This is a genomic window from Kineobactrum sediminis (assembly GCF_002868715.1).
GTDB lineage: Bacteria > Pseudomonadota > Gammaproteobacteria > Pseudomonadales > Halieaceae > Kineobactrum > Kineobactrum sediminis.
The window spans coordinates 203,391-219,244 of the sequence record NZ_PKLZ01000001.1; the positions used below are offsets into that span (position 1 = coordinate 203,391).

8 protein-coding genes are annotated in these 15,854 nt (G+C 55.3%); 6 read left to right on the forward strand and 2 right to left on the reverse strand.

Annotation, left to right across the window (positions count from 1 at the left end):
* Nucleotides 1-160 precede the first annotated feature (160 nt).
* The 3 genes from CWI75_RS00885 to CWI75_RS00895 all read left to right on the forward strand — a co-directional run bounded on the left by CWI75_RS00885 (nt 161) and on the right by CWI75_RS00895 (nt 7,880).
* On the forward strand, nt 161-3,226 hold the full coding sequence (locus tag CWI75_RS00885) for an ATP-binding protein (RefSeq protein ID WP_162299959.1): 3,066 nt from the start codon (nt 161-163) through the stop codon (nt 3,224-3,226).
* Complete coding sequence (locus CWI75_RS00890; RefSeq protein ID WP_101519582.1) at nt 3,213-6,728, forward strand: CHASE domain-containing protein; 3,516 nt, start codon at nt 3,213-3,215, stop codon at nt 6,726-6,728. The genes CWI75_RS00885 and CWI75_RS00890 overlap by 14 nt, the downstream gene beginning before the upstream one ends.
* Before the next feature lie 81 nt (nt 6,729-6,809).
* Nucleotides 6,810-7,880: a GGDEF domain-containing protein gene (locus tag CWI75_RS00895; RefSeq protein ID WP_101519583.1), complete on the forward strand. Its 1,071-nt coding sequence runs from the start codon at nt 6,810-6,812 to the stop codon at nt 7,878-7,880.
* Between the two features lie 42 nt (nt 7,881-7,922).
* On the opposite strand, the gene CWI75_RS00900 is transcribed toward CWI75_RS00895, so the two are convergent.
* Both CWI75_RS00900 and CWI75_RS00905 read right to left on the reverse strand, forming a co-directional pair.
* Entirely contained in the window at nt 7,923-8,984 is a 1,062-nt protein-coding gene (locus CWI75_RS00900) for an HD-GYP domain-containing protein (RefSeq protein ID WP_101519584.1), read from the reverse strand.
* 34 nt (nt 8,985-9,018) lie between these two features.
* A complete protein-coding gene (locus tag CWI75_RS00905; RefSeq protein ID WP_101519585.1) occupies nt 9,019-12,060 on the reverse strand; it encodes a PAS domain-containing protein in 3,042 nt (1,013 codons plus the stop codon).
* Nucleotides 12,061-12,396: 336 nt separating this feature from the next.
* Here CWI75_RS00905 and CWI75_RS00910 point away from each other — a divergent pair, with 336 nt between their 5' ends.
* The 3 genes from CWI75_RS00910 to CWI75_RS18780 are packed head-to-tail and all read left to right on the forward strand — an operon-like array spanning nt 12,397 to nt 15,792.
* The gene (locus CWI75_RS00910; RefSeq protein ID WP_101519586.1) at nt 12,397-12,771 is read left to right on the forward strand and encodes a response regulator; all 375 of its coding nucleotides are present in this window, start codon (nt 12,397-12,399) and stop codon (nt 12,769-12,771) included.
* Between the two features lie 13 nt (nt 12,772-12,784).
* Nucleotides 12,785-13,324: a chemotaxis protein CheW gene (locus CWI75_RS00915; protein ID WP_206604594.1), complete on the forward strand. Its 540-nt coding sequence runs from the start codon at nt 12,785-12,787 to the stop codon at nt 13,322-13,324.
* Nucleotides 13,321-15,792, forward strand: coding sequence for a methyl-accepting chemotaxis protein (locus tag CWI75_RS18780; RefSeq protein WP_101519587.1), 2,472 nt, complete (start codon nt 13,321-13,323; stop codon nt 15,790-15,792). The genes CWI75_RS00915 and CWI75_RS18780 overlap by 4 nt, the downstream gene beginning before the upstream one ends.
* Nucleotides 15,793-15,854 lie beyond the last annotated feature (62 nt).

Genomic DNA, 15,854 nt, shown 5'->3' on the forward strand with positions numbered 1-15,854 from the left:
CGATGATTGCCAGCATTGTTAACATTACATACTATGGCCAGAGCAACAATATTTACGGAACAAATAGCGATTACGGCAAATCACTGAGTACGCAGGGAGCACCAGGTTCCATGCCCAAGATTCTGTACACAGTACTACTCCTCCCAGTCAAGGTTACCTGATGATCGCTCCCCGCTTGCCCGACAACGAATCGCAGCGCCTACAGGCTTTGTATGCGGAAAAACTTCTGGACACCGCTGCGGAAGAACGCTTTGATCGACTAACGCGCCTGACCCGGCATTTGTTTAAAACCCAGAGTGCAGTAATTTCCCTCGTTGATGTCGACAGGCAGTGGTTCAAGTCCAGTCAGGGCTTCGAAGCCCTGGAGAGCGCGAGGGAGATTTCCTTCTGCGGTCACACCATTCTTGAAGAAGATATTTTTGAGGTCACCGATGCCCTGCTTGATCCACGTTTTTTTGACAACCCACTGGTAACGGGACCACCTCATATTCGCTTTTATGCCGGCATGCCCCTGCTGACTGAAGCGGGCTATCACATCGGGGCCCTGTGCATTTTTGATGATCAACCGCGATTGCTGGATATGAAAGAGCGCGCCGCCCTGCGTGACCTGGCTGATTGCGTGCAGGCCGAAATCAACCAGGTGGATCTCAAGCAACAACGCCTGGCCCTGGCACGAATGCGGGAGCTCGGAGAAATCATCGTACGCGCCCAATCGAAATTTATCCGCGAGCCTGACCGCAGCCGCGCCTTCAACCGTCTGCTCACGGACACACTTGCGCTCACCGAAAGCGAATATGGATTTGTCGGAGAGGTGTTGCATACGAAAGAGGGCGTTCCCTACCTGAAGACCTATGCCGTTACCGACATCGCCTGGGACGATGCCTCTCGCCTTTTTTACGAGAAAAATGCCCAACAAGGTATGGAATTCGACAATCTGGAGACCCTGTTTGGCGCCGCGTTAACCAGTGCGGAACCGGTAATCGCCAATGCACCGGCCAGTGACCATCGCAGTGGTGGCCTACCCCCGGGTCACCCACCAATGACCTCCTTCCTCGGCATCCCGGTACGTCACGGTGACAAGCTGGTGGCAATGATGGGTATTGCCAATCGGCCCGGGGGTTACACCCAGGCACTCGTAGAATTTTTACACCCGTTGCTGGTAACCCTGGGGCAGCTGGTTGAAGCCTCCCGTGTCCAACAAGAACATCATGAGGCACAAACCGAACTGGCCTGGCTATCGCGTGTGGCGAGCGACAGCACCAACGGGGTAATCATCACCGATCCCACGGGGCGAGTGAAGTGGATCAACCAGGGTTTCACGCGCATGAGCGGCTTTACCCTTGAGGACATGATAGACCAGATGCCGGGTGACTTGCTGCAGGGGGAGAAGACCAGCGCGGAGTCATTGCACATCATGGGCAAGGCATTGGCGGAGCGGAAGCCCTTTGAAGTGGATGTCATCAACTACAGCAAAGCCGGGCAACCTTACTGGACTCGTATCAGCTGTAACCCCCTGTTTGACAAGGCCGGCGCCCTGCAGGGATTCATGGCTATCCAGTCTGACATAAGCGCCTATAAAGAGGCAGAAGAAGCACTGGCCCGGAAGTCCGAATTACTGGATCGCACCGGCGAGCTGGCAAAGATTGGCGGCTGGGAACTGGATCTCCAGACCATGGAAGTCTCATGGACCCGGGAGACTTTCCGGATTTATGGCGTGGACCCACCGGTGGTACCGCCTATTGCCGAGGCCATCGGCTTTTATGCTCCGGTGGCGCGCCCGGTTATTGCCGCTGCCGTGCAAAATGCCATTGATACTGGCCAATCCTATGACCTTGAGCTGCGCCTGAACACCGCAAAAGACACAGAGATCTATGTGCATACCCAGGGTTTTGCCGACGTGCGAGACGGTAAAACGGTCAGGATTTACGGAACATTTCAGGACATCACTGAACGTAAGCTGAGCGAGCGCCAGAAAGCCGAGGCGGAAGCCGCTCTCAAGCAATTGAACGAGGATCTTGAGGGACATGTGAAACGGCGCACGCTTGAACTGGCTGCAGCGCGTGATGAAGCAGAGCGCGCCAATGATGCCAAGTCCGAGTTTCTGTCGCGAATGAGTCACGAGCTGCGTACCCCGCTCAACGCCATTCTGGGCTTTGGGCAACTACTGGCAGCCGACCCCGATCACCCTCTTGCCGTAACCCAGGCCGACAGTATCAGTGAAATCAACAATGCCAGTGAGCACCTGCTGGAACTGGTTAACGAGATCCTGGATCTGAGCCGCATTGAAAGCGGCCGACTTGATCTCCAACTGGAATCCGTATCCGTTAACGATGCTATTGGTGCCTGTATTGCCCAGATACAGCCAATGGCGGCACGGCGGAACATCAGCATCACTGTAGCGAAAGATGACCCACAGCCTGTTCGGGCAGATCGCGCCCGGCTTCGGGGCGTGCTACTCAACCTGTTATCGAATGCAGTGAAATACAATCGAGAGGCAGGCAGTATCACGATCTTCTGCTCGAGCGCAGGCAACGAACGACTACGGGTCAGCGTACGCGATTCCGGCAAGGGTATCTCTACTACCAACCTGCCGCGTCTGTTCAAGCCTTTCGAGCGTATGGAGTCCGCTTATGATGCCATCGAAGGTACGGGTATCGGCCTGGCCCTGGCAAAGACACTGGTTGAGGCCATGGACGGCAGGATCGGGGTACATACTGTGCAAGGCGAGGGCTGCACTTTCTGGTTTGAACTGCCGATAGCCGACACCGCTCCGGAAGCAACGGATACCTGTACCCGCGAGACAGCTGAGGGTTTGAAAGTCGCCAGCACCAGGCGTTATACGCTTCTTTATATTGAAGATAATCCAGCAAACCTGCGCCTTGTGCAAAAAATCCTTGCCGCTCGTGCAGACATCAGCCTGCTCGATGCCGCTACGGCGGAAACGGGGTTGGAAATGGCAGTCAGTTGTCGGCCCGACCTGGTTCTGCTTGATCTCAACCTGCCCGGCATGGACGGCTTTGAGGCCTTGAGCCGACTGCGCAACAATCCGGTAACCGGCGATATTCCCGTCATTGCGATCACGGCGAACGCCATGGCAGATAACATTGAGAGAGGGATCACGGCGGGTTTCGACGATTATGTTGTCAAGCCCCTCGATATCGCTGATTTCCTGAGATCAGTTGAGCGCTGCCTGCCCAAACCCGGGGAGGACAATGACCCTCTTTAGCCCCGCCATACTCAGTCGGCGTGGCATCTCTGCCTGGCTTGTTTTAGCCACCGGGTTGCTACTCACCACACTTCTTTCGACGCACCTGGCACAACAGCGACAACAGGTCGCCAATCAGCAGTTTGACCTGCAGACCAATGAATTACTAAGAAAGATTAATGCGCGCTTGCAGAGCAACGAGCAAATCCTGATCGCCGGCGCCGGGTTATTTGATGCCAGCAGCCATATCAGCCGGGCCGAATGGGGAGACTTTATAGAGCGCATGCAGCTCGACCAGCGCTTTCCCGGCATCCAGGCGGTTGGCTTCGGCCAGGCGATCAGACCGGACCAGCGCAAAGCCCATATTGCGGCCATTCGTGCCCAGGGGTTTCCCGATTACGATCTGGTGCCCGAAGGGGAACGCTCACTTTACACCAGCGTCGTTTATCTGGAACCTTTCCGGGGCCGGAATCTCGCCGCTTTCGGCTATGACATGTATTCGGAAGAGGTGCGCCGCAAGGCCATGCAACGAGCGGTTGCCAGCAACTCAACCACCATCTCGGGCAAGGTGCGCCTGGTGCAGGAAACCCATGGTCCTGAACAGGCGGGTTTTCTCATGTACCTGCCTGTCTATGAGAGTCGCGCCAAACTTGAAACAGCGGAGCAACGCTGGCAGGGGCTCAGGGGGTTTGTCTACAGCGCCCATCGCATCAATGACCTCATGGAGGGCGTTCTCGGTGAGCACTCTCTGCCAGTGGATTTCAGCATCCATGATGCTTTGCCGGGGGATGATAATCTTCTTTATACCTCGGTGGAGGAAAGTCGCAGCAGTGCGCACACGGCACCAGGACATACTGCCCGCCATCAACTCGACATGTTCGGCAATGACTGGCTCATTGCGCTGTGGAGCCGGCCGGAATTTAACGCACAGTTCAGCTCCACTTCCAGTTGGCTGGCACCTGCACTCGGTGCCAGCCTGAGCGTGTTGCTTTTCGCCTTCATCTGGCTATTACTCGGACGTCGCGAAGAGGCCCTGGCACTGGCTGAAAAAATGGCTGCCAGTAGCGACGAATTCAAATCACAATTTCGCCAGCTGTTTACACATGTCAGGCAGGGCATCGTTATTCACGATGCAAATGGTGACATTATCGAGGCCAACCCGGCAGCACGAAACATCCTCGGTCTCGAGTCCGGCCCAGGCGGTTTCCTGCAACCTGCTACCGGGGAATGGCTGGCTATTCGCGAGGACGGCAGCGATTTCCCGAAAGAGGAATATCCGGTCGAACTGGCGATACGCAAAACACAGGCAGTGAACGATGTGGTCATGGGGGTATGGCAAGCCACACAGCAGTGGCACTGGATACGTATTGACGCCTACCCCAACCATCGCTCGGCCACAATCCAGGGGGGAGCTTATAGTGTGTTCAGTGACATAACTGCCGAACGCACGGCAGATGTTGCAGTACGGGATGCCCGCAAGTTGCTTGCCGACGTATTTACCGCCGCTTCCGAAGTCGCCATGATCGTGACTGACTGCAGCGGTCTCATTTCAGTATTCAACAAGGGCGCCGAGCGCATGCTGGGCTATGATGCCAAAGAGTTGATCGGAAAGGAGTCCATGACCTTGTTCCAGATCGCTGACAGTGCCGGGGGAGACACGGAACAACGGGGCAAAAAAATTAACGCAAAAATTGAAGGATTCCGTGTCCTGGCTGGAAAACCCGGAGACACGAGCTCGGAATCGCGGGAATGGACTTTTCTCCATAAGGACGGTCACCCGATTCCTGTGTCCCTGGTCGTCACTCCCATGCGCGATGATAGCGGCGTGATCACCGGATACCTCGGTATCGCTGAAGATAACACCCAGCGTAAACAGGCTGAAGCGACGCTGCGTGACCAGACCCAACACACCCAGGCCATTCTTGATAACGTAATGGATGCAATAGTGACTATAGATGGGCGCGGCACCATTAACTCGTTCAATCTCGCGGCCGAAAGTATTTTTGGCTACGACAAGAACGAGGTCATCGGCCGCAACGTGAAGATGCTGATGCCCAATCCGTACCGCGATGCCCATGACAGTTACCTGCGCAATTACCAGGAGACCGGTATTGCTCGCATTATCGGTACCGGACGTGAAGTCCAGGGCCAACGCAAGGACGGCAGCGTATTTCCAATGGATCTCGGAATCTCCGAGATCATCCGTAAGGAGCAGCCATTCTATATCGGCATGGTTCGCGATATTACCGAACGTAAACTCAACGAGCGCATGAAAGAGGATGCCAAAGCCGCCTTAAAACAGCTTAATGAAGATCTGGAAGGCCATGTGGAACGCCGCACCAGGGAGTTGGCAGCGGCGCGCGATGAAGCAGAGCGTGCCAACGCGGCCAAATCCGAGTTCCTTTCGCGGATGAGCCACGAACTGCGCACACCACTGAATGCGATCCTGGGTTTTGGCCAGTTACTGGAGTCCGACCCCGAGCGCCCACTTACCAAAACGCAGACCGATAACGTACGTGAAATCCGCCATGCCGGCGACCACCTGCTGGAGCTGGTAAACGAAGTGCTGGATCTCAGCCGCATCGAAAGTGGCAGGCTTGAAGTAAGCCTGGAACCGGTTGTCATAAGCGATATTGTCAGCGCCTGTGTAGCACAGATCCAACCCCTGGCCTACCAACGAGACATTGATATAGAAGTGGAAATGGGGACCTCGCAAACCGTATATGCTGATTACAGGCGCTTGCGGGGCGTGCTACTCAACCTGCTGTCCAATGCCGTAAAGTATAACTCGCAAGGAGGTCGCATTATGCTGTTCTGCACAGCCACTGATCACCAGCGCCTGAGAATCAGTGTGCGCGACACTGGCCATGGCATTGCTGCAGAGAAGCTGGGGCGCCTGTTCAGACCTTTTGAGCGCCTGGAATCGCACCTGAGTGCTATCGAAGGGACCGGAATCGGCCTTGCGCTGGCAAAAAAACTGATCGAGGCCATGCACGGGGAAATCGGCGTACATACGGTCCGGGGCGAAGGCAGTACATTCTGGTTTGAACTACCGATAACAGGTGTTTCCGCCACGGCTACAACACAGGAGCACACGGAGGCAGAAATCAGCACACCGACGGCTATTGACTCTGCTTCTCATAGGGTACTTTACATTGAGGATAACCCTGCGAATTTGCGGCTGGTTCAGAAAATCCTGGCGGTTCGAAAAGACATTGAACTGCTCGATGCCGCTACCGCGGAAACCGGCCTCGCCGTAGCCGCCGCCCAGCAACCGGATCTTATTCTACTGGACCTCAACCTTCCGGGCATGGACGGCTTCGAAGCCCTGGATCAGTTACGGGCCAATCCGGTGACGCGGGATATTCCGGTTATCGCGGTAACAGCCAACGCAATGACTCACAATATCAAGCGCGGTGCCGCGGCAAGTTTTGACGATTACGTAACCAAGCCCCTGAAGATTGAAAGCTTCCTGGCATCCGTTGACCGCTATTTATCGAAGGACATTGGCATCCCTGAGTGAGCGCCACACGGGCGCTCTCATTGAACTCACGTCCCTGAGCTGTTAGCCTGCGATTTTGCTGTCATACAGTGTAAACCTTGCATGCGCATCCCCACGGCACTCGCGGCCAACGAAGAGCCCAAAGTCGGTAGCATTCTAGCCAATCTGGTCAAATTGTCCTCTACCGGGGACATAAAATTGCTTGATAGAATATTCCTGGAAAGCATCTGTGAATTGCTGGAGCCACGCTCTGCATTGCTTTGTGTATTGTCTGGACGCGGCCGAATGATGCAGGCACGCATGCGTCGTAACACGGTCACCGGCATTTACGAAACCGAAGACCAACCCATTATACTCCCGGAACAGCAGCAAGCATTGCTCGCGACTGTCATTGCCTCTGCGGACCAGATGGAGGTTGTTAATGAAACGGGGGACATACTGGCAGCCTACCCTCTACAGAGTAATCAGGACTCTCCCATATACCTGCTACTTGAAATTCACTCAGCCATCGACGGTGACCAGCTTGTTGCCTTCAATGCCATCAAGCGTATCTATCATAACTTCCGTGACTTCATGGACGAATCCCAGAGAGACCCACTGACCGGCCTTCTCAACCGACGGTACTTTGACAGCTGTATCCATCGCGCTCTCGAAATCTCTGATGACGAAAAACCCACGGTGGAGACGGGGAGTCACCGGCGGATGACGGATCGTACACCGCCACGTTACTGGTTGGCCATTCTGGATATTGACCATTTTAAAAGATTCAATGACACCTACGGCCACCTTTATGGCGATGAGATTTTATTGCTGTTCTCCCGAATCATGGAAGATACATTCCGCGACTCCGATTTGCTGTTCCGTTTTGGGGGAGAGGAGTTTGTAGTCATTACCGAAAATACAGACGCCGGGGAAGCAAAACTGGCACTGGAGCGATTTCGCACCAATGTGCAGAAATATCCCTTCCCACAAGGGGAAAGGGTCACGGTGAGCTGCGGAGCCATTGAGGCAGTCGGCTCACTGTCCGCCACATCCCTACTGGGACGAGCCGACGAAGCCCTGTATTACGCCAAAAATCATGGCCGCAACCAGACCGCCTTTTATGAGGAACTGGTTACCGCCGGCAAGGTCGCAGTTGCCCGGCCGACCATAGGCGCAGTGGAGCTGTTCTGATGCAGTGACGATGACGATCAAGGCGAACTCTGCGGCGAAACGTCATTCATCGTCCTTGAAGCGCTCTCGAATGTCTTCCACGCCCGACAGATTCGCTTCCAGCACATCAACAAGATCCGGATCAAAGTGCTTGCCCCGATTTTCCCTTACCAAATCCATCGCTGCTTCCACGGTCCATGCCTTCTTGTAAGGGCGCTCCGAGGTCAGGGCGTCAAATACATCCGCCAGAGCGGCAATCCTGCCGGATAGGGGAATATCGGCACCCGCCAGGCCATGCGGGTAACCGCTGCCATCCCATTTCTCGTGATGGGTCAGGGCGATCTCATGCGCCATCTTGATGAGCGACGAACTGTCGCCCTCAAGCATTCCAGCGCCAATGGTGACATGGGTCTTCATCACTTCCCATTCGTGAGGCTCAAGCTTACCGGGTTTCAGCAGAATGGCATCTGGTATGCCGATCTTGCCAATATCATGCATGGGACTTGCATTCAAAATCATATCAGTCTGGCTTTCATTCCAGCCGTATTCCTTTGCCAGAAGCGCGCAACTATAGCTCATCCGCAAAACATGGGCGCCGGTTTCCTCATCGCGATATTCGGCGGCTTTACCCAGACGCTGCACAACATCCAGCCGGGTCCGGCGCAGTTCGCTGGTCCGCTGCCATACCGTTTCCTCAAGCCAGGTCTTCTGGTCATGTAACAGGCGATGCCCCATATGGGCATCGAGCAGGTTACGTACCCGCATCAATAACTCGTTGCGGTCAAACGGTTTGGTTATGAAGTCACGCGCACCGGCGGACAAGGCCCTCAGCATAAATTCTTTGCCATGCTGGGCCGTGAGCATCACGATCGGAGGCATCAGCGGATCCTGCAAGCCTTTCAGCTGCTCCAGCACTTCGAATCCATCGAGGTGAGGCATATTTATATCGAGCAAAACCAGATCCGGACGCGCACTCCGGTATCTCTGCACCACCTGTCGAGGATCTTCGATCAGCACCAGATTACTATAGCCCTGGCTACGCAGCATTTTGTCCAGCAGGCGAAGATTCGGTGACTCATCATCGACAACAAGTATACGACCTCGCTCTCTTAGCATTTCATTCATTCGATACGCCCCATGTGCGGGTTAATTATAATTTTCAGGGATCGGGATAAAGAGTGAGATGTACATCAAGCATTCTCAGAACATAGTCGGCTTGTAATGGCTTGCTGATATAGCCTGAAAAGCCTTCGGCATTTCCACGGTCAATATCAGCCGGCAGCGCATTACCGCTTAGCGCCAGTATTGGCAGTGCGCTCATATGCTCCCGGGCTCTCAACCTTTGCAACAGTTGATAGGCATCAAGTCCGGGGATATTGATGTCGATAATCAGTAAATCCGGGGATTGCTGCAAGGACAGTTCAACACAGCGCTCTGCCGTGTGCGCAGTGAGTAGCCTGACATGTTGCCGATGGCTCAGAATCTGCGCCATGAGACGAATACTGGCAGTATTGTCCTCCACATACAAAATGGTTTTAAAGCTGGCTGCCGAATTCACAGGATCGCGTGCAACAGCCCGTTCATGCCGCCAGTCACGTGGCGCCAACGCGCCGACCGTCAGCGCCTCCTCACGCTGCAGCTCGAGCCAGAATGTACTGCCGGAGCCGACCACACTGCTTACTCCCACGCCACCGCCCGTCATTTCTATCAGGCGCCGCGTAATAGCCAGACCTATACCGGCACCTTCAATTTCGCTGTCATCAATATCAAGTCGGTCGAAAGGATCGAATAATCGGGATAACTTGTCAGCCTCGATACCTGCGCCGCTATCGTTAACCCGCAGCTGCATCCACTCCCCTTCGCGGACATCAACCGTGCTCACAGTCAACTGCCCATTCTGGGAGTTGTACTTGACGCCGTTGGACATGAGATTCAACAGCGACTGTTTAAGGTGCATCCGGTCGGTCCGCACTACCGCAGCAGCATTCACCGTATTAACAATAGTAATTCCACGTTTGCGGGCGGTGGCCGTGATCAGCGCCAGACATTCGTCCACGACTGGTCGCAGTACTACCGGCTCAATGGCAAGGTCAACGCTTCCCGATTCCACTTTAGCCAGGTCCAGTACTTCGTTAATCAATTCCAGAAGATGCCCGCCTGCGCGAATGATTTCGTTGACGTTATCAATGTGGTCCGGAGGGAGTGTATCGTCGTATTCCATGATCTGTGCAAAACCAAGTACCGCGTTCATCGGCGTGCGCAGCTCATGGCTCATGCGCGATAGAAACTCGGATTTGGCCTGGTTGGCGCGTTCCGCCTCCTCTCGAGTAGCCAATAACTCCATGGCGGCCCGTTTGCTATCGTCTATGTCCTGGACAACCCCCACCAGACCGCCGACTCGACCGGTCTCATCACAGATCACGTTACCGCGCTCGCTGAGCCAGCGCACGGTTTCATCGGGCCACCTGACCCGGTACTCAATACTGTAGCCGGTTGCCTCCTCGATACTTGTCTGCATCGCTTTCTTAACGGCGCCGCGATCATCGGGATGAACACCCCCAATAAAGGCATTGAAGGTGGTTTCCAGTTGACCTGCCGGAAGGCCACAAAGCGCAGGAACCTGCTCACTACAGAACATTATGCCGGTATTCAGGTCCCAGTCCCGGGTACCGATATTGGCAAACATCTGTCCCAGTCGCAGCCTGTCCACAACACCGCCGCCTGCAACCAAAGGGTCGGCGATGACCTCCATGAAGTGCCAGACGCGCCCCGGATGACCCTCTGTAAACCTCCAGGGCATTGAATCAACTTCAATTTTTCGGCCATCAAGGTGTTCGACAACGTCGTGCGATACGTCCTCGGGCGTCGCCGCGATTTCAGCACATCGTCGATCGAGTCGCTGTGGATCTTTCACCCAGTTGTGAATCTGCTCACGGGCCATGATTGAAACACCAGCTCCCCGCAACATCCTCCTCGGCACCAGAGCCAGGTCTTCGAGACGCCTGTTACAAAACAGTACCTGCTGCTGTTCATCAACGGCGAGAATCCCGCCTTCCGTAACACCCAGCCTGGTCCGGAATTGCTCCTGAATCTCCGTTAGCAGCTCTGCCTCCGCATAATCAGGATCGTCATCGGCCAGCACCAGAATGAAATGGTTGATGTACTCAACCGGCTCACCCGCGGCATCGATACGCGGGGATATGGTAGCGAACACCCAATACAGGCTGCCGTCTTTACGCCTGTTACGAATCAAGCCGCGCCACACGCTGCCGTCGGAGATAGTCCCCCGCATCTCGGCGTAGAACTCGGGCGGATGCTCCATTGAGTTGACAACACCATGATTTTGCCCAAGCAGCTCCTCGCGACTGTATCCGCTGACGATACAAAATTGGTTATTGACGTGATTGATCACACCAAACTCATCGGTAACGCTGACCATGGCAGAAGAATTTTGCGCATGTTGCTTGCGCAGTCCAAGCCGACGTTGCGCCTGCAGGCGCCTCAGTTTTGCCGAGTAGGCTCGAGCACGACAAACCACCCCCGTTACTGATGCAACAAGGCCGTCTGCGGATTCTGGCAGCGCCACTCTCGAGAGGCGCTCCATGCCCATCGCGGCACCACACAAAAGGATTGAATCACTCCAGTTTTCATCAAGGCTACAAAGAATCGAAACCAGGATCGCGGCATGACGCATAGCGCTGTTTACAACAATAATGTCCGGGGGCACGGGCTGCAGGGAACCCTGGATATCCAGCGGACGATCCAGCACGGAGACCTCAAATCCCGCGTGCTCCAGCACCGCGCCGCGCTCCGAAAGAGACAATACATCATCATCAACCAGCAACACCCTCACCGGTTTGCGCATCACCAGACGTTCAACAGCTTCAACCAGCCGCGCAGGATTCACCGGAGCCAGCAGATAACGATCCGCTCCAGCTTTTATCGCCTCTGTACAAGCGTACTCCTCTGCACTGCCCCCAATCAGCACTACCGCGACCCCCGCTGCCTTGAAGCGCTTTAAAGACGGATCCAGCCGGTCCACCACCAAAGCCGCCGGCAAGGTCACGTCGGGTGCCTGGCAGGCAATAACTAACGCTTCCACACCGTCGAACCCGCGAGCCCGATAGCCTCGCTGTTGCAGCGTATGGACCATCAGCGTCGCATCGGCGGCAACAGCAACAAAAACCCCGGGGCCAGTCATGTCCCTACCGCGTCGGTAATGGCGTCGCTCCACCCGACAAGGCCGTCTGTAAATTGACCGGATATTGGCATTAAAATCCCTGTGCGTGGTGATGCGCTTCAGCTCATGCTAGTCCCTTACAGGCGCTTCAACAAGATCCAAAAATTGGCGCAAAAAGCTTTTAAAAGAAGGGCTTTTAGTCAATTTATTGACATATCCCCAGGGGAAAAATCATCTGTCTCACGCCCAAATTTCACTCAAGAAACCGTTCGCGAGGCCGATAGCGTTAAGAGCAGGCCATTTGCGACAAAAACTGGTCAGGACCCAACTGCGACTTAAAAAAGAAGGAAGTAAACCTTGGCAAGAATACTGACTGTTGACGACTCCAACTCCCTGCGGCGCATGGTGGCCTTCACTCTGCAGCAGGCGGGGCATGAAGTCACGCAAGCTGTTGACGGCAGCGATGGCCTGCAAAAAGCGAAAGATAACGCCATCGATCTGGCCCTGGTGGATGTCAATATGCCAGTTATGGGGGGGATCGCCCTGGTCAGGGAGCTACGAGCCCTGACCAATTACCGCAAGACACCCATTCTGATGCTCACCACTGAGTCAAGCGCCGAAATGAAGCAGGAAGGCAGGGCAGCGGGTGCTACAGGCTGGATCATCAAGCCCTTCAGCCCGGACCAGCTGCTTCAGATCGTTGATAAAGTCCTCGGCTCCACGGCAGCGTGATGAAGGAGGCGGTATGAATATGCAGGTGAACGCCGGGATCGGCATCGGCAATGGGGAGCCGGGGGGCCATCAGTACCTTACGTTCATTCTCGCGGACGAGGAATATGGCGTGGAGATCCTGCAGGTTCAGGAAATTCGTGGTTGGACCAAAACGACACCAATACCCAATGCCCCTTCCTACATGAAAGGTGTCATCAACTTGCGTGGCAGCATTGTTCCCATCATTGATCTTCGTGAGCGCTTCCACCTTCCGCCTCTGGAATACGGCCCTACGACGGTCGTCATCGTAGTCCGGTTCCACGACGAGAGAGACGCCGATCAGCGCGATATGGGTATCGTCGTAGACGCAGTGTCAGAGGTATACACAGTGGACCGGCAAACGGTCAAGGCAGCGCCCAAGCTGGGTGGCCCGGTTGGCGACCAGTTCGTAAATGGGATCGCGATGATCAACGAAAAGATGATCATACTGCTGAATGTAGATCGATTGAAGGGCGCAGCACCCCTGGTCAGTAATGAATCAGGCACCACCAGCAAACGAGAGTCGCAATTATGAATATTGATGTGAAATTGGGGGCTTTTGACTCAGACGGACCACTCGCTCCCCATATACTCGAAGAGAGCTTCGGGCTGCTTGCGCAGAATGGCGACAGACTGGTCGCGCGATTTTATGAAAAACTGTTTGCGGATTATCCGTCCGTAAAGCCCCTGTTTGCCAATACCAGCCCCGCGGAACAGCAGAAAAAGCTGCTCGCCGCCCTCAAGCTGGTGATCAACAATTTACACAGCCCGGAGCAACTCAACCAGGCGCTGCATCAGCTCGGCGAACGTCACCAGGGTTATGGCGCAGAACCGGCACATTACGACGCAGTATCGTCAACGCTCCTATCGGTAATGGCCGAAACGGCGGGCGACGACTGGAACACCATTTACGAACAAGCCTGGCGTTCGGCCTTAACAGTGATCAGCGATGTCATGTTGAGTGCCTACCAATCCAAGAGGGAGCAGACCATGACAAGCATTGAACACAGCAACCAAGCAATGAAAGCGACGGCAGACTCCGCCGCTGACATCAACGGTTTACGCTCGGCGATGGACGGCACCAGAATGCGTTCGGCGATCGACAATGCAATGACACCGATGATGATGGTAGACAGGGATCTCATCATCACTTATGTCAACCATTCCACTGTCGAGTTGATGAAGACCAATGAAAAGGAAATGCGCGAAATCTATCGGGGGTTCAATGCCGACAAGCTGGTGGGATCCTGTATCGACCAGTTTCACGCCAACCCGGAACACCAGCGTCGCATCCTGGACAATCCCGCAAACCTCCCCTTCCGGACCGATATCCAGGTGGGCTCCCTGCGTTTCCATCTCAATATTACAGCCATGCTCGACGGCGACGGCAACTATATCGGCAATACCCTCGAGTGGTCCGACGTAACAGAGAAACGCAAAAAAGAAGTGGAAGTGACCCGCTTGCAAACGGCGATTAACGGTTCCACGGCGAACCTGATGATGTGCGACAACGATCTCAGGATCGTGTACGCCAACCCTGCCGTCATGAAGATGTTCCGGGATCGTGCCAACGAACTTCGCCAGCGCTTCCCGGGCTTCGATCCGGAAAATCTCATCGGCCAGAACATTGATCAGTTTCACCGGGATCCGTCACATCAACGCAGCCTGCTCAAGGATCCAAGCCGGCTGCCTGCACAAGCGCAAATCAATGTCGTGGGGCTGGAGTTCGAGGTGAATGCCACCTTTATCGCCGATGCCGAAGGCAAGTATATGGGCAACATGGTGGAGTGGAAGGACGTCACCGAGATGATCCAGATCCGCGACCTCGTCAAGGCCGCCGCCGAAGGCGATTTTTCCGGACGCCTCGACACCAGCGACTTCAAGTTTTTTAATGAGATCGGCGACCTGCTCAACACTCTGGTGGCGGTCAGTGAGCAGGGTCTTACTGACGTAGGCAGGGTGGTTCAGTGTGTGGCCGAAGGCGACCTGACCCAGACTATCACCGAGGACTACCAGGGCCTGTTCGGTCAGTTGAAAAACGATGTCAACAGCACAGTACACAAGCTGCGTGAAATGATCGAGCAAATCCGCGAGGGGGCCATGAGCATAGGCTCATCAGCTTCCGAGATCTCCCAGGGCAACACCGATCTGTCCCAGCGCACAGAGGAACAGGCCGCGTCACTGGAAGAAACCGCCTCCAGCATGGAGCAAATGACCTCGGCAGTGAAATCCAGTGCCGATAACGCTCGCCAGGCCAACCAGCTTTCTGCTACGGCCCGGGAACAGGCCGAGAAAGGCGGTGGCGTGGTCGGCGAAGCGGTCGCAGCCATGGCCGAGATCAGTAAATCCTCGGGCAAAATTTCAGAGATCATCGGTGTTATCGACGAAATTGCCTTCCAGACAAACCTGCTGGCACTGAACGCTGCGGTGGAAGCGGCCCGGGCCGGCGAACAGGGCCGGGGTTTTGCGGTCGTCGCCGCGGAGGTACGCAACCTGGCCCAGCGCAGCGCCCAGGCGGCAAAAGAGATCAAGACCCTGATCAAGGACAGCGGCAGCAAAGTGGACGACGGCACCCGACTGGTGGATGACTCCGGAAAAACCCTGGAAGAAATCGTTGTTGCGGTGAAGAAAGTCAGCGATATCATTGCTGAAATTGCGGCGGCGGCGCAGGAACAGTCTTCGGGCATTGAGCAGGTCAACAAGGCAATCGCGCAGCTGGACGAAGTTACCCAACAGAACGCCGCCCTGGTTGAAGAGGCTGCCTCCGCGTCCAAATCTATGGATGACCAGTCGCGAACCCTGGAAGACCTTGTGTCTATCTTCAATATCGGTGACGAAGACAACCAGCCTGCGCCGGTGGCCAGACCCCGTGCCAGGCAACCCGAACCTGCGGCAGCCGGCCGTCGGCCCCCTACGCGCGCTCCGGCGCGGGCGCAGGCGCCTGCTCCACGACGTCCTGCCAGCAGCAACGACAGTGCGAGTGAAGACTGGGAGGAGTTCTAATTACGACTTTGTCACTGAGCGGATCATTTTACTCAACAAGTGCGCAGGTTGGAGATAACGTC